An 18,659-nucleotide genomic window follows, 5' to 3' on the forward strand; every position below is an offset into this window, starting at 1 on the left:
CAATCACAGAACTCTAAGGAGGAATAGCAGTGTCCGACATCGTTGATTTCAAAAATGTATCTACGGTGGGGCTGGAATCCTCACCCGTATCCGAAGCGCTTGCCGGGCTGCGGGCTAATGAGGCCCGTTACTTCATGAACAAGTACAAGCATGAGTTTGTAGTCGTACCCGCAAGCGAGAGTCAGGAGAACCTGGATTACGTGAATCGGATTTTAAAAGATGAACGTGATATCCAGTTCGCGGCGAAGCCATTACAAACATCCCGTTTTCAGGTGGAAAACATTCAATTCACCTACGTCTTCTACGAAGATGGGCTTGCGATCAATGTGATGTATACGGTGGATGACCCTAAGAAGCGGGCCGTTGGTTTTAAGCTGTCTGAGGGGATGGAAATACCCCGGGAGTTGGAGGGGAAGTTCAAGTTCGCCAGACAGAAGTCCAAATTAGCTGGCACGATCCGGGGCTCGTTCTTTGTAATCAAAGGAGAGTACTAAGGCCTGCCCTCTGCGTGGATGGTGAAAAGTGTCTTCAAATCGCAAACAGCACCTCTCCAATTATGGAGGGGTGCTGTTAGTCTTTTGCAGGAGCTAGCTATGTCTGCCGGCCAATACCCCCCCATCAACAGGCAGGATGGTTCCTGTAATCCAGCTTGCCTCGTCACTCGCCAGGAAAAGAATAGCGGATACCATGTCCCGGGGCTGACCAATTCTCCCCAGCGGATGGAAGGCGTTAAAGCTATCCAGCACCGTTCTCAACTGATCCTCAGGAACAAAGCTCTCGTAGACGGGCGTCTCCACCACAGCGGGAGCAACGGTATTGACACGGATCTGGTCCTTGGCGAATTCAATGGCCAGATTGCGTGTCAAAGCATGTCTTCCCGCCATAGCGGCCGAGTATGCGCTTGAAGGCGTTGCGCCGATGGCCTGCTCCGCCCACATGGAACCTACCGAGACGATGGCTCCCCCACCGCGCTTGATCATCTCCGGTATAACCGCTTGTGCGGCGAAGAAGGTTCCTTTTACAATGGTATCCGTATAAGAGTAGAAGTCCTCCTCCGTATGCGCCAGGAACGGGGTAGGCTTGAAAATGCCTGTACTGGAGATGAGTATGTCGATTCCCCCGAATCTCTTGACGGCTTCCTCTGCGATGCTCTTGGAGGTATCAAGATGTCTTATATCCCCTGCGACAGCAAGAACGTGTTCCCCTGAAGGATCAATCTCCGCCGCCGCGGCCAGCAATACCTGCTCACGCCGGCCATTAATTACGACATTCGCGCCCAGCTTCACTAACTCTATAGCTGCCGCCTTCCCCATACCGCTTCCGCCACCTGTAATGACAGCCACTTTACCTTGAAAATTCATAGTTTTATTTGCTCCTTTTTGTTTTATTTACCTACTAATAGGTAGATTATATTTAGAAAATAACGGCTCTAGTTAAGGAACTAAAGCCGTTATTAATTCTTCGGCGATGACGTCATACTTGCCGATCTCCTTGAAGCTTCGTGCAAGCAGCTGTGCGCCTTGGAGCGCGGCAAGAAATTTATGGGCTTCCGCCTGCGCCGTTCCCTTGAAGGTCAGCGTTCCAGCCTGCAATCCACGATCCATGACCTGCTCCAGCCAGGTGAGATTGGTGGCAAAGTACCCGGTAAGCTCTCCCTGTACTTCTTCAGGCAGCGTAACATAATCGGCACCATACATCACACCCAGACAGAGCCGGAAATCCTGCGAAGGGCCCGCCTTATAGAGCAGTGTGAATTGGCGCAGCCTCTCCAGATCGTCTTGTGTCCCCGCATCAATTTGGGCCAGAGCATCAACGAAGCCGCGATGATACCGCACTACTAATGCCTCTCCCAAATCCGCTTTGTTAGGGAAATGATAATGAATGCTCGCCTTGCGAATACCGATCTCCTTCGAGATGTCGGCATAACTAAATGCATTGAAGCCTACGGATTGAACCAGCAGCTGTGCCGTGTCTAAAATTTGATCCACTGTGTTAGTATTCATACCCACATATTACCTACCAGTAGGTAGAATGTCAAGGATTACTTACATTGTGCTAACATCAATCACAAATCGATACTTCACATCTGAAGCTAACACTCGTGTATAGGCTTCGTCAATCTGGTCAGCGGAGATTACTTCGATCTGAGGTACAATACCGTGCTCCGCACAGAACTCCAACATTTCCTGCGTCTCACGGATGCCTCCGATCATCGAACCCGCAAATGAACGGCGATGACCGATGAGGGACATTACATTCAGCGACAATGGCTCCCCAGGGGCGCCGACGTTCACCATAGTACCATCAAGAGTAAGAAGTGAGAAATAAGCGTCAAGGTCGATACTCGCACTTACCGTGTTAATGATGAGATCAAATCGTCCGGCAAGCTGTTCAAATGTATCCGGTTCGCTCGTAGCATAGTAGTGATCCGCGCCAAATTGCAGGCCATCGTCCTTTTTCTTCAGGCTTTGGGACAGAACGGTTACCTCAGCTCCCATAGCATGTGCAATTTTGACAGCCATGTGACCCAGACCGCCCATGCCCACGACTGCTACTTTCTTGCCTGGACCAGCGCCCCAGTGTTTGAGCGGCGAATAGGTTGTAATCCCTGCGCACAGCAGTGGGGCAGCCGCGTCAAGCTCAATGTGATCTGGAATCCGGACTACAAAGCTCTCTGTTACGACAATGTGAGTAGAATACCCGCCTTGGGTAGGTTCCCCGTATTTGTCCACACCCGCGTAAGTAGGGACGATTCCTTTGAGACAGTACTGTTCTTGCCCTTTACGGCAGCTCTCACATTCGCCGCAGGAATCAACCATACAGCCTACTCCTACCCGGTCACCAACCTTGTATTTTGTAACCTCAGCTCCTACCTCCGTGACAATTCCCGCAATCTCATGACCTGGTACGAGGGGATAATTCACCGGCCCCCATTCCCCGTGAGCTGTGTGGATATCAGAGTGGCATATGCCGGCATATTTAATTTCAATTAGAACATCATGCAAATCAAGATCCCGTCGCTTAATTTCAGTCGCCCGAAACGTTTTGTCCGGACCATCAACAGCTCGTGCTTTGGCAGTTATCATAGTAAGACCTCCAAGAAAATTGTATTTTACGTACCATTTCCACACATGCATTATCCTGCTGCATCCTCATGTTAATCCCTAGAGTTAACTCTAAGTCAAGCGGTGAACAGCCACATTTTATTTTCGAACCAGGTGCCTTTGACTTCCAGTAAATGTCATGGTAGAATTCCTTTTGCGCTATAGAGTTAACTCGAAGTCTAGGATCTTGAGATTAGGAGATGCAGGATGAGAACGTATACGATCAGTGAAGTTGCACGAGAACTGAATCTTACCCCCTATACCTTGCGTTACTATGACAAGGAGGGGCTTATGCCTTACGTGGAACGGACAGCCAGCGGAGCCCGATTGTTCAGAGAATCCGATATTGGCGCCTTGAGAGTAATTGAATGTCTTAAATCCACCGGGATGCCGATAAGGGAAATTAAAAATTTTATTGATTGGTGTTCTGATGGGGATTCCACATTGCAGCAAAGGTACGACATGTTCATCGAACGCAAAGCTATTGTAGAAGCGCAGATGGAGGAACTAAAGAAGACCATGGAGGTCATCGAGCATAAATGCCTGTATTACCGGATAGCATTGGATGCTGGATCAGAGGAGATTCATAAGAATGCGATTGGAGCTCCCGTTGTCAATTAACAAAAAACCACCTGTACACTCAAATGGGTTACAGGTGGTTTGCTTATAGTGTTTGGTCTCGTTTTGTGTTTGTTTTCATAGGGTCAATTGCTCCGTTTGGCAGGATCTACACTGGTAATCAGCTAAAGGAATCGGTCCAAACTCTATAGTATCGGTCCACTATTGGTCCAAAATCGGTCCAAACTTTCATTTATCGGTCCACTATTGGTCCAAAATCGGTCCAAACCTTGTGGGACTAATCCATTTATTGGACCTATGGTTTCAATTTGTATTTACTTGCTCTTGCTCTGCCTTCTAAAACAATTATTTCATCATCTCTTAAACGCTGTAAAATGCGTTTACTGCTTGTAGATGAAAATCCACATAACCTTTCCACATCGGAACGAGTAATTACACCATTTTTCCTCAAATAATCAATAATCATTGTTTTAGCTTGTATTTCATCAAAATCCTTATCTTTTGTGTACTCAATATTATCATCTAAACTTTCATATACTCGATGAGTAAACATATATTTATTTCTAGCTTCCCTTTGGAGGATATTCCTCCTTTGACAAAGTTTTGTTAGAACATTTGCCGCCGATTGAGTTGTAATTTGTGCCACCTCTGCAGCCTTTCCTAGTGTAATAGTTTTATTAGATTTAACGTATTTTAAAATACAGATTTCAGAGACTGAAAACTCGCCGTTATTCTCTTCCTCTTTAGTAATAAACTTGAGAAATTCAATGTCCTCCAAACTGCTTCTTAAAGTTAAACTTACTGCTTCAGAATACAGGTTATATTCTGGAGCTGATTTCCCTAAGGAAAGCATATCCTTAAAAATGATATCTACACCTTGCCCAGAACGTTGTACATATTTTAATTTTTGAAGTGTTTCAGCAATCAATTTATTTCTCGGTGAGGAAGGATGCGTAATAATATTTGTACTATCAACCCCTGTTGGAAATGAACCGGGATTTTCAATGATTATTTCATTAGGAGAAAACTTAACAAAAATGGATGAATTACTTTCATAATCCCGGTGTGAGATCGCATTAAGTAGCGCTTCTTGAAAAACATTAATAGGATAATCTTGAACTTCTAATTTAAATAGCCCCATTTGAATATTTTTTATACCGTTTCTATCTTCAAAAAACTGCTGAATTCTATCTACAGATTGAATCAAAGGCATCTTCAATTCAAGTCGCTTACTATATTCGGTATGCCCATCATTATATGTAAGTAAAATTATTCCGCTTGTGGCATATATTTAGCAATTGCTTCTTTAGTTCCGATAAACAATAATCCTGCTACTGTTAAGTGAATATCATCACCTACAACATCTATCAAACGCAAATCCTTTAGAAAGGTAATATTATCTGATTGATATAAAGTAGAGTCCTTGTCACGGAATTGTATTTTCAGCTTTAAACGTTCCACCTCAGTAAAGTCAATATCATTTCTAGAAGATGGCTCAATAATTTTAGCGGAGTAGTCACCTTTATATCCTTTAATATTGTTTGATGAATATTCCGATGGATAAAATGGCTTTGTATTTTTCCCTAATCTCTTAAATACAACACCTTTTGAAGTAGCTACAATTTCAGGAGACTTAAGGATTGTTATTTTCAAAATATTCTTATCATCAATTTTAATTACCTCTATATCGGTAAAAAGCTTAGGTATAGTTTTGTCATATATGCTCTCAATGATACTTTGTTCTTCGTAATCAGTGCATCCGGTTATTTCGCCATTGTCCTCGACACCGACCAGTATAATACCACCGTCTGTATTAGCAAAGCCTACCGCTTCATTTGTTATAATGTTCAATAACTCTTTCTTATTTGCCTTAACCCAGCTTTTAAACTCTACATATTTAGTTTCTCCCTGTAGTATTACTTCTTTAATATCCACTTAACTACACCTCCTAACTCGATATACTTATTATATCAAGTTTAGAAGACAAAACGGAAATTAATACTTACCTACACAATAGATATAAGTCTCATTTAAGTGTGATTTGGTTCTCTACACTGCCTTTTATAACTGCAAACAGGCCATCCTTTATAAATGGCCTCTTCTTTGCGATATTTATTCAGAAGTGTATACCCTAATAAATCAGATAAGAGCGCCGCTAGCGGCGCTCTTATCGTTCATCTAGTATTGAACTTCCGTATATACCTGGAAGGTTATTCCGTATTTGTCCGTTACATCCCCGAATCCGGGGCTGAAGGGCTCTTCCTTAAACGGCATATTGACTTGACCACCCTGCCGTAAGGCTTCGAAGATTTGTTTGGATTTCTCCACTGTGTCTGTTGTAATACAGATAGTGACTCTTTTACCATTCGCAATAGGGGTACCCGCCGGGGCATCCGACAACATAAGCTCCGAGGCGCCAACTTGTATCTTGGCATGTGCTACAAGGTCCTTTAGATCGTCACTGAATGTACTCGGCATATCCGGCATGTCACCGTACGTGGCAAGCGAGAGCACTTTGGCACCGAGGGCTTGTTCATAGAACTGTATCGCTTCCTTTGCCTGTCCCTCCAGGGTGATATACGGGGTCAGCTGTACCGTCATGGGCTGCACCTCCTAAGACTCTTCCGTATATTTCTTGAAGTTATCCATAATCGCCTGCCAGCCCGCTTGCTGGAATTCAACCGGATGTGAACTTTCAGCGTCAAACGTCTCAACGACCTTCGTCTCGTTGCCTTGGCCCGCGAAGATGATCTCAACCTTTCTTCCGTCCCCCATGGTATATGAGATCAGTTCATGCTCTCTCACTTCGTCATAGACACCGCCCATATCAAATCCCATACTGCCATCCTTCGCTTCCATTCTGGTCAGGAAGCTGCCGCCGGGGCGCAAGTCATTCTCCGCCTTCGGCGCATGCCAGTCCTCGGAAGCCTGATTCCACTTCGTAATGTGCTCCGGCTCGGTCCAATAGCTCCATACTTTGTCAACAGGTGCCTGAATGACGGCCTGAACGGTTACTTTGGTCGGATTACTTGTTCCCATGTTAAAAGATCCCCTCTCACGATATCCTCATTTTTTGTGGTTCTCAATTATATAGACGTTGGCCGGATTCCAAATTCATCGGTGGATTTGCTCTGGCAGCCCGAATCTTATAAATAATTTGGTATTAATAAAATTTTGGACGTGGAGGATCTTCCCGTCTCTCATCTCAATCACGTGAATTCCCCAAGGGATCAGGACCGAAGGGTCCCCGGGACTCGGCATATACTGCGCATAAGCAGGATAGCCCCCGTTCACGGTTACCGGGAGGAAGCGGGAGCCCTCGCAGTGCCCGCGAGTCAGCGAGAAGAATTTGAACAAGTCGCCCGTACCTCGTACCCACATTTCGAATGGCGGCATCGACATACAGCCCTCTTCATGAAATAACGCGACAAGCGCGTCGATATCAAACTGCTCGAAGGCGTCGACATACCGTGATAACAGCTCACGATCAGGTTCTTCCTCCATCCTGCTGAGCTGATCCGAACGGAGCTGAGTTCGGTTCATCGTCTCTCTGGCCCTTTGCAGAGCGCTGTTCACAGCGGCAGGCGACATGCCTAAGGTGTCGGCGATCTGTCTGGATGGCCAGTCGAATACATCCTTCAGAATAAGAACGGCACGTTGGCGAGCAGGGAGGGTCTGCAGAAGTGCGATGAAGCAGAGCTGCAGCGTATCCTTACGAATAAGGGCCTCTTCGGGATTCTCTCCAAAATCAGGAGCAAGCCATATCCATGAGGACTCGGGCAGGGTCTCGCGGGGTTCGAGGATGGAGGCGGCCGGACCCGAGAGATCAACGGGCAGAATACGGCGTTTGGCTTGTCTCAGCTTATCCAGACATAAATTGGAGGCGATACGATAGATCCACGTCTTGTAAGACGATTCCTGCCTGAATGAGCTCCAGCCTTGCCATACACGGATATAAGTCTCTTGAACCGTATCATCTGCGTCATCGATGGATCCTAACATCCGGTAACAGAATGATGTTAACTCCGGCTTTAAATTCTCTAATATCTGCAGATCCATTGCCGTCTCGCTCATATTTGCCTCCTTTTGGCGGTTGAAATAGGTTGGACACATTTGGTCATAGTGTACCATAGCAGGAGGCGGAAATGCAGACATAAAGCCAGTTGCCGTGATTACTCCATTCGTCTGATAAACTGTTCGATTTGATCCATGTAACCCGGCACCGTGATGTGCCTGGGCGCGAATAGACTGATCATAAATGCCCTAAGCTCCGAATCCGCTGTCTTCTTGCTGAGCATCGAATGCTCCGCGTCCGGGAAGACCGCCACCGTCAGCAGTTCCGGCTTTACTTTATCGCGATATACACGCTCTGTCTCCTTCCAATCCACATGGATATCTTCTTCGCCTAGAAGCAGAAGTACGGGCGAATGAAAATGGCGGAGATCATCGGCAGCATCTGATAAGAAATTCTTACTCACAAATGTCCACCTGTCCTTCGACATTACGCTGCTTCCCTGCGCGATCGCAAGATATTCGTCATAGCCGGCCCCCGCGGCCAAAAGCTGCCGTACCTTGTCGTCATACTTCTTCTCAGCTTGAATGTCCTGCTCCGAATAACCGTCCTTCAGCATCTGCTCACGTGTATGATAGGCTCCTTGCCGCAGCCAGTTAATGGCGGGCGAGACCAGGATGCTGAAGGCGAGCCGCTCCTTCGCGGCAAGCTTAGGAATAACCCATCCTGCCTGGCTGGCTCCCCACACACCGACCCTGTCCGGGTCGATCAAAGGGTTCTTCCGGGCCCAGGCAATCGCCTCGCGGGCCTCCTCTACCCGATCATCCATGCTCTGGTCTAACCAGCTTCCCTCGGAGCCGCCGATCCCCCTTTTATCCAGGGACAAGGAGGCATAACCCAGCTTGGCCAGCCGCTCCCATAGCGGCTTGTACCCGTCATCGTGGGTTGCATTAACTGCTCCATCGCCATGGATGAACAGGACGAGACCCAGCTTGCCCGCAGCTTCTCCCGGCAGCACCAAAGTACCCGTCAGCTTACCTCCGGCTGATTGGATCTCGACTCTCTGCTCTTCCATGTCAAATTGGTTCTGGTCCACAATGTAGACGCCCGTACCTCCTATAAGCAGCACAATGATCATCACATAGATCAAAATTTTCTTCCTTCTCATTGAATCTCCACTCCCCCTATCCTCTGCACCATATACTCCCACTTCGATTCGCTGAATAACAGATGCAATAGAAGCCGGCTCTCCCGGGAATGCGTCTGGAATGACAGCTGCTCGTATAGCTGCTTGGCACGCGGGTTGCTGCCAGAGACATGCAGGCTCAGGCGATCCAGCTCCGGATCCAGCTCCACGACCTGCCGTGCCCACTGCACAAGAAGCCTGCCAACGCCCTTGCTTCGCTGGTCCGAACGGACAACAAGATCTGCGATATAGCATTCGCCTGGTCCCGGTTGATGCTCCAGTGCATAGAGGCCGATCATCATCTTGACCAGGCTCCATCTGCCAGATTGGCTGAAAGTCCGCCAGGATGGCAGCCTTTGCTTTTGCTTTTTCAGTTGCAGCTGCGGCTGCTCTTGGCTCTGCTCTTGGCTCTGCTCTTGGCTCTGCTCTTGGCTCTGCTCTTGGCTCTGCTCTTGGAACTGCCCTTGGCTCTGCTCCACCTGCTGCTTCTCCTCTTGCTCCACCTTCAGCCCCAGCTTACTCCTGCCCCCGCTCGTGATATCACTAGCCGGTCTCCATTTCATCGCTATGCTTCCGATCACCTCTCCCTGCCAGAGAGCGATCATTCTCTGAGTGAACGGCTCATCCGGGACGTACTCCAGCACCTTTTCGAAAAATAGAGCCAGATCGTTCTCATGCATGTTCGTCAGCCTATGAAATTTACCATGGAACGCCTGTGCCAATAATCGCCCGACCTGGCCATTATACCGGGCCTGCATGGGCTCTATTGTAATCGGGTATGCGCTCATGCCGGGTTCTCCTCTTCAGGATGTGCAGCTGTCACGATCAAAGCCTGCAGCTCATAGTGCAGCTTGTTGGCACTGAACAGTGATAAATAGGATCTCTCGGTGACAATCAGAGGCCCTGTTAGAGGAATAGATTGTTCAATAGCATAGTCGAAAAACTGCTCAATCCGGGGTTCAAGCTCCTCCTCATGTACGAGACATTGCAGGGTAAGGTACTCCCCTTCCGGCAGGGAAACATCGCCCGGAGTCTGCGCCTCCAGATATAAAGTAACGGTATCCGTGCCGTCATACAGATAGTGGATATCCGATTCGAACAGGTTCGGAATGTGGCCCGCTTTCTCAGCCAGTAGCGCCGCATTCAGCTTCGAAGAGGAGTCAAGCTTAATGAACGGGGTGAGAAATGTACGAGTACGCTTCTGTACTTGGTATTGACCGGGCTGCAAGCCGCTGTTGTGCTGCTCCTGCAGCACCTTGAGAATGAACTGCCGAAGCTCCTGAAGACGCAGCAGCTCCGCTTCGATATCCTGCAAGGAATGCTGCAGCAGCTGCCGGTGCTGATCTGCGGAATAGGAGGTCATGCATTCCCTAATGGACTGAACAGGTACCTCCAGCTTACGGAGCAGCAGGATACGGGCTAGCTCGTAGACCTGATCCATACCATATTTCCGGTACTGATTCGTGTCTGTATAAGCAGGCTGAAGCACACCCTTCTCCTCAAAATAACGGATTTGATGAACCGACACATTCATCAGCTTGGCTAGTTCACTAATTGTAATTTCGCTTCTGATCGCAATCACTCCTATGGGTGAGACCTGGAATATCTCAACGATACACCTTAGGTCTGACCTAAGGTCAAGTTTTATCCAAAAAAATAGACAGCCCATTAATCCAAGGCCGCCTTTGGTTATCTTTATCCATTTAACTATGTTGTAAAAGGAACATCGCCACCGCTCCTTCTGAATCCCTTCACGATGAGCCAGATTGGCAGCACCAGTTCGAATATTGCTCCAGGAATATAGAGGACGCTCCCTATATCCAGACCGGCGATTGACAGCGAGCTGCTTGCGAGCAAGCCCGCATACCCAAGGAAGCCAATGAGGGATAATAACCGCGGAACCAATCTGGACTGGTAAAGGATATAACAAAACAGCAAGCTGCCCAGACTCAGCACGATCATTGCTATCTCAAATAACAAGAAATGAGCTTCCACGGCAAAGCTTCCTATTGTCTGCAAGTAAGACTCAGCGGAGGTTCCTGCGGATAAAGGCTTCTTGCTTACCACCAGGAGAATGAGCGGACAGGTTAAGCTGACGATGAGCAATATAGACTCCATAATCCGGGAAGCGAAGTAGCCTAGCGCAAGCATCTTATGGTGGTTGTGTAACACAGACTGCAGTAACAGGCCTATCCCTACAACAGCCAGGGCATTGATTAATTCCAGTATCAGCCCCGTGAATATACTTGTTCGATTGGAATCGATGCTGTAGAGCAGGTCACTCCGGTGCAGAATAGGATCCAGCATTCCGCTCCCGATCAGGAACGAAGCCGTTGACAACAAGAACAATACCCCTGCCGCTATCTCGATCTTTCTCATACCCTATCTCCTCTTCCGGATGGAATGGACCATGGACCGCATTCACGGATCCATGTCTTTCACCCTGTTTGCTGGTTTATTTGAAGTATAGCTTGAGGAGAATCGGATCTATAGACACTTTAGTGTGGTTTAGGAGTGTGGTTTAGGAGTGTGGCTTAGGAGTGTGGCTTAGGCGTGTTCCCTAAAAGATTTAGTTCGCGGGCGCGGGCGATGGCCTCCGTGCGCCGCCTTACTTGGAGCTTCTCGAAGATCCTCCGGTTGTGACCTTTCACCGTGTCCAGCGCCAGGAACAGCTTCCCGGCAATTTCAGGATTGGACAGTCCCAAGGCTATGAGCTCCAGTACTTCGCTTTCACGTGGGCTAAGCGGCTCGATCAAAGGGCTCTTCCGTTCACCTTCGAGTTCGATACGCATGCGGGCAAGACCCGCTTGAGCCTCTCTTATCGCAGGGTGAGGCAGATCTCCGGCAAGCCTCACAGCCTCACGGTAACGCTCTGCCGCCAACTCGTGCCGCCCTTCCGCCTCCCTGATTTGGCCAATTCCAATCAGGGCTGTTACAGCCATCAGCTGCTGATCTACTTTTCGGCAATTCGCTATAACCTCACTATAGGCTTCACACGCCTCGGCATAATCCCCTCGCCGCTGACAAGCGACACCCAGCATCCAGGATGATGCCGTCCTGGCAGGCAGGTTATCCGGCCTAAGATAGGCGAGCGCACGGCGTGACTCGGCAATAACAAGGTCCAATCCGTCTGTTCCTTGTACCCCGGTATTTCGCGTTGGCTCAATCAATTCAATAAGCTCCTGGGTCTTGTCTTCGAGCAGCGAGCCTTGCATAACCGATTCGGCTAGTCGAAGATTGGGCTCCGCCCCGTCCTGATTATCGCTCAGCATCAGGGATGCCAACGCAGCACGGGTGGCGGCGATGTATCCGATCAAGTCCCGGACCCCCTCATCATGTTCCACGCCTGCCAAAGCCTTCTCCGCGGCCCGAAGCTTGTGTTCAACCTCTGTTGGCTTGCCGGCGATCAACAGGGCAGAACCATAATACACCCATAGCTGTGGTCTGGCATCCAGTTCCTTGGCAGCCAATGAGTCCAGCCACCCCAGCGCCGAACTTGCGGCCCCCCGCAGATGCAGCGGCATCCCGCCGCCTTCAAGCAGACGTGAACTTCGCTCGATGTCCCCGGCTTCCACAGCATGGCGGAACGCCTCGATCTCGAAGCCATGGCCCTCGTACCATACGCTTGCTCGTCTGTGCAATTCAAGGATACTGCTCCCATCCATGCGTTCGAGCAGCCGTCTTCGAAGGATGTCCGCGAACAAATGGTGATACCGGTACCACTGTCGTTCTGTATCCAGGGGAATGACAAACAAATTTTTACGATCAAGATCGATTAACATTTCCCGGCCAGATCTCTCAGGATTCCGCAGAAGGTCATCGCATAACGATCCGCATAAGCGGTCCAGCAGAGATGTCTGCAGCAGGAAATCCTGTACGGCTTCGGGCTGCTGCTGCAGCACTTCTTCTACAAGATAATCCAGCACAAAATGGTGGTTGCCCGAGAAGGACTGCAGGAGCCGCTTGGCGTCATGGTCCTCCTGCAGGGAGATTCCTGCCAGACGCAGGCCGGCAGCCCAGCCCTCGGTGCGTGAGTGAAGCCCGGCTATGTGTTCCGGGGAGAGGTTAAGCTCCATGACATGGTTAAAAAATGCCTCGGCTTCGTTCATCGTAAATCTGATGTCAGGAGCGCGCAGATCGGTGATTTGGTCCCGTACCCGCAGCCGGGACAGAGAGATCGGAGGATCCTCACGAGTCGTAATTACAAGGTGCATCTGTGTGGGAAGGTGGTCCAGCAGGAAGGATACCGCTTCATCAACGGCTATTGAGCTCACGGTATGGTAGTCGTCAAGGACAAGGATGAACGGTGATGGCACAGCCGCGAGTTCATTAACAAGAGCCGTCAGAATCGGCTCAGCTGGTGTCATTTGCGGTGATTGAAGTACAGTAAGGACGCCCTCACCAACATTCTCAACCACGGTCTGAAGAGCGGAGATCATATAAGTTAAGAAGCGCGCAAGCTCGTTGTCCCCTTGTTCAAGGGACAGCCATGCGGCCGGCCGACCGCAGTCAGCCAGCCATTCGCAGACCAGCGTTGTTTTGCCATAGCCCGCCGGTGCAGAGACAAGGGTCAATTTTCGGTGTAAGCCCATACTTAGCCTCTCGGTTAACCGCCGTCGCGGAACCGTCTTGGACCGGGGCACAGGGATATACAGCTTGGAGGAAATGATTGGAGTTCGCATGTATCTATTATACCTATGCCGAATGTCCATCTTCAACGGGGATAACGGGATAATTCAGTATGTTCACAAGTGTGCGGTGTGCGGCAGCCGAAACCAAAAGTTGTATGGCTCCGAAATTACGGAACTTCTGTGATCCCCTTGTGCCTGATAAGCTAAGATCAATAACAAAGAGGAGTGATCAAACATGAAAATTTCGGTAATGGGAACTGGCAATATGGGTAAAGCTTTGGTGAAGCAATTGAGTACGCACAGTACGAATACAATCTATTGGGGTTCACGCCGTCCCGAGGAAGCGCAGCAGCTGGTACAGCAGTTGAATCTCTCCAACGTGATCGTGTGCACGAATGAGGAAGCGCAGCAGGCAGGCCTGATTATTCCAGCTTATCATGTATCCGTATTGAAGGAGTGGGCACTTGCTCATCAGGAAGAGCTTAAAGGAAAGATCATTGTCGATATCTCGAATCCATTCAATCAGGACTTCAGCGGATTCACCACGGCTTGGGGGGAATCTTCTGCCGAACAGCTTCAGTCCTTACTGCCGGAATCGTCTGTGATCGGCGCATTTAAGAATACCTTCTTCAAAGTCGTTGACGAACCTCTGCACCAGGGCCAGGTTAGTGATGTACTTGTCACAGGAGACGATGACGCTGCGGTTCATACATTTATCGAGTACGTTAAGCCGCTCCCGTTCCGGTTCCTTCATGCCGGCAAGCTCGCGAATAACCGGACCATCGAACGCTTCACACTGCTTGAACTTGAGCTGGCTGTTCGATACAACACCTATCCTTATATTTCCCTGCAAATATTCGGGATTCAAGAGCCTGCCCTGGTGAACTAACCAATCAGCCGCAGAATGCGCTGGCCCTTCGATTGATCCAGGCTGGCCACCGCGATGGTCCGGTGCGCGTCCGGGTGATTCAAGGGTCTATAGACCAGCCGGTCCGAGTACATCTGCGAAATAAAGGCTTCCGGCAATACCGTTACGCCTGACCCATTCACTACATAACCGAGGATGACTTCGCTGAAGCCAACCTCGGTTGTTATGTTCATGGGCTTCTTCAGGTCAGCGAACATTTGTGTCAGCGTAGCCCTGATGGTGCACCCCAGGCTATACAGTACAAGCGGCTGACCGCTTAACTCCACCAAGCTGATCTCCTGTTGACCGGCTAGAGGATGATCCTTCGGCATGACCACATAGAATGCCTCCTGGCTTATGTCCCCGCTCCATATGGACGGGTGCATGGAGAAGCGCTCGGCCACCGTTAGATCCGCTTCCCCTTCCAACAGCAGCTTGTATACTTCTTTTGTAGACTGCCGGTAGACGATCTCCACTTCATGACCCTGATCCTGGAGCCTGGACAGCGCAGATACCAGATATCGGGTTGCAATATCCGGCACGGATGCGATCTTGATACGCCCCCATGCTCTCAGGGGCTTGAGCTTGTCTTCCAAATCAGACAACTGATCCAGCAGCTGTCTCGAGGACTCATATAGAATCTTCCCGGCTTCCGTCAACTCGACGCCTTGTGAGGAACGGGTGAACAGCTGAACATCGAACTGCTTCTCCAGGCTCCTGAGCTGCTTGCTTAGAGCCGTATGCGAGATATGCAGAGCCTCACTGGCCTTAGCTATGCTCTTCATGTGAGCCGTCTCTATAAAACCAACCAAAAACTCGGTATTCATTCCTACCCGCTCCTTTTTCTCCGTCAACCTGCCCTGCCTTATGTTATACACTCTAATTTTCCAGTTCAATGCTACCATATTGCAAGCCGACTAACATCTATCCGTCTACTAAAGTAAGCATTAATTCAGCCGATGCACGATCTCATACTTATTCCCGCACGGATCTTCGAAGTATACGGCGTAATAAGTCGGACTGATCGGGAACAGCCGCGGGCCGTCGTTAATCGTCCCCCCCGCTTGAGTGACTACTTCGGCGATGTGGTCGACCTCCGCCTGATCGTTCGCCCAGAATCCAATCAAATTGGCATTAGGCTTGTGCTCCCGGTCTTCCGTAATCGCAAAGTACGCGGCGCCCGGCAGTTCCCCATCCGCGGCAAATACCCGCCAATCCGCACTATGAAAGGTTCTCGTAAATCCGAGCTCAGGCAGAAGCTTCTCATAAAAAGGCAGGGCAAGGGCCAGATCATTGACCCGCAGATCAATATGACTGAATCTGTTCATTGGGATTCCTCACTTTCAACGTGATTGAAATGGCTGGCTTGATCCTGAATAGCGGCCAGTACGCCTTCCCAGTGCAGCTTCATCTGCTCCCGCGTAGCGGGATGATCCAGGTTCTCCTGGTGAAAGCTAATCGTCGTCTTGCCAGGTTGACTGGACAGCAGCCGGATCTGCAGAGTAGAAGGCTTCTCCCACTCCTTCTTTCCCCACCTTAAACGGAGCTGTGCGGAAGGTCTGACGACCCGGAATTGACCCGAGATTCCTTCCGCGGCATGGAAGGTCTCCCCCTCGCTGAAGGATGGTCTCGCTAGGGTGCCTATCCACAGCTTCAACCCTTCGGCAGAGGTCAAATACGCCCATGCCTGTTCTGGGGAGATCGGCAGTGTTCTTCGAACGCCTATCTGGAAGCCTGCCGAAGCTGTCTGACCGACAATCTTGTTCGAAGTGGATGGTCTACTTCTCATTATGGTCCCTTCTCTCATTTGTAATAGAAGCTAGCAGATTTATGGACTGAGCGCCTTCACGAATAAATCTGTACTTGACTCTATAAATGCTGGCAGGGTGACCTTCGTAATGGCCGAGACTCCGAACAGCTGTGAGACGAACGCTCCGTAATTCATCCACATGAACGTAATTGCCTGAGTCTCCGCATCCGTCTGGATCATGAGGTTCCTGCTCTGCATCTCGGTAAAATAACCTGTCAGCAGCTCCAGCAACTTGCGGGGATGCTTCTGTGCCTTCTCACGGATCCCGGCCAATTCGTCATCTCTTAAGACGATAAGAAATAACTTGCGATTGCGGTCCATCATCTCATGATACATCCGGCTGATGGTCAGCAGGTCCGTCCTCAGATCCCAGGTCACATTCTCGCTGAAGACCTGGGTCATCTCCACCGAATAGTGATAACGTTCAACGGCTTGCTCAAGCAGATTGAACTTGGTGCCGAAGTTGCGGAACAGCGTCATCTCACTGACCCCTGCCGCTGAGGCGATCTCCTTCGTAGCCACACTCTTGTAACCCTTCCCGGCCATGAGGTCAATGGCCGCCAGCATCAGCCTGCTTTTACTATCCATTGTTATCTTATCCTCCAAATCATCACCTCTCAGCACTAATCTGATTGCAAGCGAACGGTAGTTAGTACCCACTAACGTCCTTATTAAGATCTTACCGTTCTGCGCTTCAAGAGTCAAGATTAGATTCAAGAAGCTTTACTCACAAAGATATAGACTCCAAAGCTAATCATATAGATTAAAAAGCTGCACAGCATGATTTTAGATGGCTTGCCTTTCCAATCAAACGCTTTATTCAACCCGTCCGTAAGCACTTTGCCGATGAACACAATCAGAGCAACGGCAAGAGAAGCAATAGATATAATAAATATGATCTTTTCCATAGGACACCTCTTTCTGAATGATCAGCTAAGCCGTGGATTCCGTACCGTTATATATAGAAGCAGACTGGAAATTCCCGTGTATCCAAGTAGAATCACAGCTCCCCATAGATACCACTGTATACCGGGGTAACCAAACGAGGAGTCATACAGCCGAATTGTGACCCGGTAGATATAAGAGAAGGGATAAGTGATAGACAGATTAAGCCCAAGCAATATCGTTGTGATGAATATGGAGGCCACACCGGTGAGAATCACCCCGACAATATTTCTTGTTATAAAGGCCAAGACGGCAGCTATAGGTATGCTGAATAGACTCAGGAATGCAAAGCTGAACGATCCTGCGAACCAGGAGGCTAATTGTATGATCGTTACACTTTCCGCATAGGCTGTCCACAACGTCACAAATAGAGCAAGCTGATTAAGCAGGGAGAACGCCATAAGTAGAATGAACGTAGAGATCATTTTGGACAAAATCAGCCTGAAGTTCGAATGGGGGTATGACATCCACTGCATCAGAGTCCGGTTCTTGAATTCCATATAGAAGGCATACCCTGTGAAAATGAAGATCAGGGTAGGGAACAAGATCGCATACTGGTTAAAGACAAAGAAGTAATAGTTCCCCGCGTCTCTGCTGCCCCGCATAAGCAATAGACCAATGGTATTGATAATGTAAGGGAGAAAGCTAAGAATCAGGACAAGATACATGGACTTTAACCGCTTCAGCTTCATTAGCTCATTCTTAATTAGCGTATTCATGCGCCTGGCTCCCCGATATTAGTTGCAAATACAGATCTTCCAGTGAATGGACCGGTTGGTTCTTCTTCATATCGCTGGTCACAAATACGACCCTGCCCTGATTCATAATGATCAGCTCATCGGCCATCAGATTAATTTCACTAAGAATATGGCTGGATACGATGACGGTCATTCCCCTGCTAAGCACCTGGCTGATCAGGATATCCCGGACTTCTCTAATCCCCTGCGGATCCAGCCCGTTGGTCGGCTCGTCAAGGAGCAGCAGCTGCGGCTGATGGGCCATGGCTCTCGCAATGCCGAGCCGCTGCTTCATTCCAAGTGAGGTCTGGGAGAACAGCTTGTTCCTGTGACCATACAGACTGACGAGCTTCAGCAGGGCGTCAATCTCCGGTGGGGATGAGGATCCCCTCTGATAGCGCAAGTGCAGATCCAGGTTCTCAAAGAGCGTCAAATTCTCATAAAAGCCCGGGAACTCAATGATGCTTCCAATCGTTCCTCGAACCTCCTTGTTCGAGCCTTCGTACAGATCCTGATGGCCAAACATGACTTTGCCGGATGTCGGCTTGTAAATGCCCAAGAGTACCTTGAGCAGCGTTGTCTTGCCCGCTCCATTCGGGCCGAGCAGTCCATAGATTCTACCCTTCTTGAACGTCAGATTGACCTGATCCAGTATGGGGACGCCTCTCATACTAACGTTCAAACTCTCTACTTGAAGCAGATACGGTGAATGGGTCATAGCCTTGCCGCCTCCTTTTACTAAATTAGA

23 protein-coding genes are annotated in these 18,659 nt (G+C 49.2%); 3 read left to right on the forward strand and 20 right to left on the reverse strand.

Going from position 1 to position 18,659, the window contains the following annotated elements; genetic code table 11:
* Positions 1 to 29: 29 nt before the first annotated feature.
* Positions 30 to 494, forward strand: coding sequence for a phage tail protein (locus LDO05_RS18120; protein WP_251376701.1), 465 nt, complete (start codon positions 30 to 32; stop codon positions 492 to 494).
* Positions 495 to 587: 93 nt separating this feature from the next.
* Here the strand turns inward: LDO05_RS18120 and LDO05_RS18125 are convergent, their stop codons facing one another.
* The 3 genes from LDO05_RS18125 to LDO05_RS18135 form a co-directional block, all read right to left on the reverse strand.
* Complete coding sequence (locus LDO05_RS18125; RefSeq protein WP_251376702.1) at positions 588 to 1,361, reverse strand: SDR family NAD(P)-dependent oxidoreductase; 774 nt, start codon at positions 1,359 to 1,361, stop codon at positions 588 to 590.
* A gap of 72 nt (positions 1,362 to 1,433) precedes the next feature.
* Positions 1,434 to 2,003, reverse strand: coding sequence for a TetR/AcrR family transcriptional regulator (locus tag LDO05_RS18130; protein ID WP_251376703.1), 570 nt, complete (start codon positions 2,001 to 2,003; stop codon positions 1,434 to 1,436).
* 42 nt (positions 2,004 to 2,045) lie between these two features.
* Positions 2,046 to 3,086 carry an NAD(P)-dependent alcohol dehydrogenase gene (locus LDO05_RS18135; RefSeq protein WP_251376704.1) on the reverse strand — a complete coding sequence of 347 codons (1,041 nt, stop codon included), beginning with the start codon at positions 3,084 to 3,086 and terminating at the stop codon, positions 2,046 to 2,048.
* A 225-nt stretch (positions 3,087 to 3,311) separates the two neighbouring features.
* Between LDO05_RS18135 and LDO05_RS18140 the strand changes: the two genes are divergently transcribed.
* Complete coding sequence (locus tag LDO05_RS18140) at positions 3,312 to 3,725, forward strand: MerR family transcriptional regulator (RefSeq protein ID WP_251376705.1); 414 nt, start codon at positions 3,312 to 3,314, stop codon at positions 3,723 to 3,725.
* Between the two features lie 253 nt (positions 3,726 to 3,978).
* On the opposite strand, the gene LDO05_RS18145 is transcribed toward LDO05_RS18140, so the two are convergent.
* The 10 genes from LDO05_RS18145 to LDO05_RS18190 all read right to left on the reverse strand — a co-directional run bounded on the left by LDO05_RS18145 (position 3,979) and on the right by LDO05_RS18190 (position 13,473).
* The gene (locus LDO05_RS18145) at positions 3,979 to 4,890 is read right to left on the reverse strand and encodes an ATP-binding protein (protein WP_251376706.1); all 912 of its coding nucleotides are present in this window, start codon (positions 4,888 to 4,890) and stop codon (positions 3,979 to 3,981) included.
* A 62-nt stretch (positions 4,891 to 4,952) separates the two neighbouring features.
* On the reverse strand, positions 4,953 to 5,618 hold the full coding sequence (locus LDO05_RS18150) for an AlbA family DNA-binding domain-containing protein (protein ID WP_251376707.1): 666 nt from the start codon (positions 5,616 to 5,618) through the stop codon (positions 4,953 to 4,955).
* A 243-nt stretch (positions 5,619 to 5,861) separates the two neighbouring features.
* A complete protein-coding gene (locus LDO05_RS18155; protein ID WP_251376708.1) occupies positions 5,862 to 6,284 on the reverse strand; it encodes a VOC family protein in 423 nt (140 codons plus the stop codon).
* A gap of 12 nt (positions 6,285 to 6,296) precedes the next feature.
* Positions 6,297 to 6,722, reverse strand: coding sequence for an SRPBCC family protein (locus tag LDO05_RS18160; protein ID WP_251376709.1), 426 nt, complete (start codon positions 6,720 to 6,722; stop codon positions 6,297 to 6,299).
* A gap of 75 nt (positions 6,723 to 6,797) precedes the next feature.
* Positions 6,798 to 7,838, reverse strand: coding sequence for a sigma-70 family RNA polymerase sigma factor (locus LDO05_RS18165; protein WP_346657599.1), 1,041 nt, complete (start codon positions 7,836 to 7,838; stop codon positions 6,798 to 6,800).
* A gap of 17 nt (positions 7,839 to 7,855) precedes the next feature.
* A complete protein-coding gene (locus LDO05_RS18170; protein WP_251376711.1) occupies positions 7,856 to 8,863 on the reverse strand; it encodes an alpha/beta hydrolase family protein in 1,008 nt (335 codons plus the stop codon).
* Entirely contained in the window at positions 8,860 to 9,669 is an 810-nt protein-coding gene (locus LDO05_RS18175; RefSeq protein WP_251376712.1) for a GNAT family N-acetyltransferase, read from the reverse strand. Before LDO05_RS18175 ends, LDO05_RS18170 begins: the two co-directional genes overlap by 4 nt.
* A complete protein-coding gene (locus tag LDO05_RS18180) occupies positions 9,666 to 10,463 on the reverse strand; it encodes a helix-turn-helix domain-containing protein (protein WP_346657600.1) in 798 nt (265 codons plus the stop codon). Before LDO05_RS18180 ends, LDO05_RS18175 begins: the two co-directional genes overlap by 4 nt.
* A 125-nt stretch (positions 10,464 to 10,588) precedes the next feature.
* A complete protein-coding gene (locus LDO05_RS18185) occupies positions 10,589 to 11,260 on the reverse strand; it encodes a DUF4386 domain-containing protein (protein ID WP_251376713.1) in 672 nt (223 codons plus the stop codon).
* A 155-nt stretch (positions 11,261 to 11,415) separates the two neighbouring features.
* Positions 11,416 to 13,473, reverse strand: a complete 2,058-nt coding sequence (locus LDO05_RS18190) for a winged helix-turn-helix domain-containing protein (RefSeq protein ID WP_251376714.1) — start codon at positions 13,471 to 13,473, stop codon at positions 11,416 to 11,418.
* A 274-nt stretch (positions 13,474 to 13,747) separates the two neighbouring features.
* On the opposite strand from LDO05_RS18190, the gene LDO05_RS18195 reads away from it, so the two are divergent.
* Complete coding sequence (locus tag LDO05_RS18195; protein WP_251376715.1) at positions 13,748 to 14,401, forward strand: NADPH-dependent F420 reductase; 654 nt, start codon at positions 13,748 to 13,750, stop codon at positions 14,399 to 14,401.
* Here LDO05_RS18195 and LDO05_RS18200 read toward each other — a convergent pair.
* From LDO05_RS18200 to LDO05_RS18230, 7 genes are all read right to left on the reverse strand, one after another.
* The gene (locus LDO05_RS18200) at positions 14,398 to 15,246 is read right to left on the reverse strand and encodes a LysR family transcriptional regulator (RefSeq protein ID WP_251376716.1); all 849 of its coding nucleotides are present in this window, start codon (positions 15,244 to 15,246) and stop codon (positions 14,398 to 14,400) included. The two genes, LDO05_RS18195 and LDO05_RS18200, sit on opposite strands and share 4 nt — an antisense overlap.
* Positions 15,247 to 15,366: 120 nt before the next feature.
* Entirely contained in the window at positions 15,367 to 15,747 is a 381-nt protein-coding gene (locus LDO05_RS18205; RefSeq protein ID WP_251376717.1) for a VOC family protein, read from the reverse strand.
* Positions 15,744 to 16,208, reverse strand: coding sequence for an SRPBCC family protein (locus LDO05_RS18210; RefSeq protein WP_251376718.1), 465 nt, complete (start codon positions 16,206 to 16,208; stop codon positions 15,744 to 15,746). The genes LDO05_RS18205 and LDO05_RS18210 overlap by 4 nt, the downstream gene beginning before the upstream one ends.
* Positions 16,209 to 16,247: 39 nt before the next feature.
* Entirely contained in the window at positions 16,248 to 16,817 is a 570-nt protein-coding gene (locus tag LDO05_RS18215; RefSeq protein ID WP_251376719.1) for a TetR/AcrR family transcriptional regulator, read from the reverse strand.
* Between the two features lie 125 nt (positions 16,818 to 16,942).
* Complete coding sequence (locus LDO05_RS18220; protein ID WP_251376720.1) at positions 16,943 to 17,137, reverse strand: Mas-related G-protein coupled receptor member D; 195 nt, start codon at positions 17,135 to 17,137, stop codon at positions 16,943 to 16,945.
* A 21-nt stretch (positions 17,138 to 17,158) separates the two neighbouring features.
* Entirely contained in the window at positions 17,159 to 17,893 is a 735-nt protein-coding gene (locus tag LDO05_RS18225; protein WP_251376721.1) for an ABC transporter permease, read from the reverse strand.
* Positions 17,877 to 18,629 carry an ABC transporter ATP-binding protein gene (locus LDO05_RS18230; protein WP_251376722.1) on the reverse strand — a complete coding sequence of 251 codons (753 nt, stop codon included), beginning with the start codon at positions 18,627 to 18,629 and terminating at the stop codon, positions 17,877 to 17,879. Before LDO05_RS18230 ends, LDO05_RS18225 begins: the two co-directional genes overlap by 17 nt.
* Positions 18,630 to 18,659 lie beyond the last annotated feature (30 nt).

The organism is Paenibacillus sp. YPG26 (genome assembly GCF_023704175.1).
Lineage (GTDB): Bacteria > Bacillota > Bacilli > Paenibacillales > Paenibacillaceae > Fontibacillus.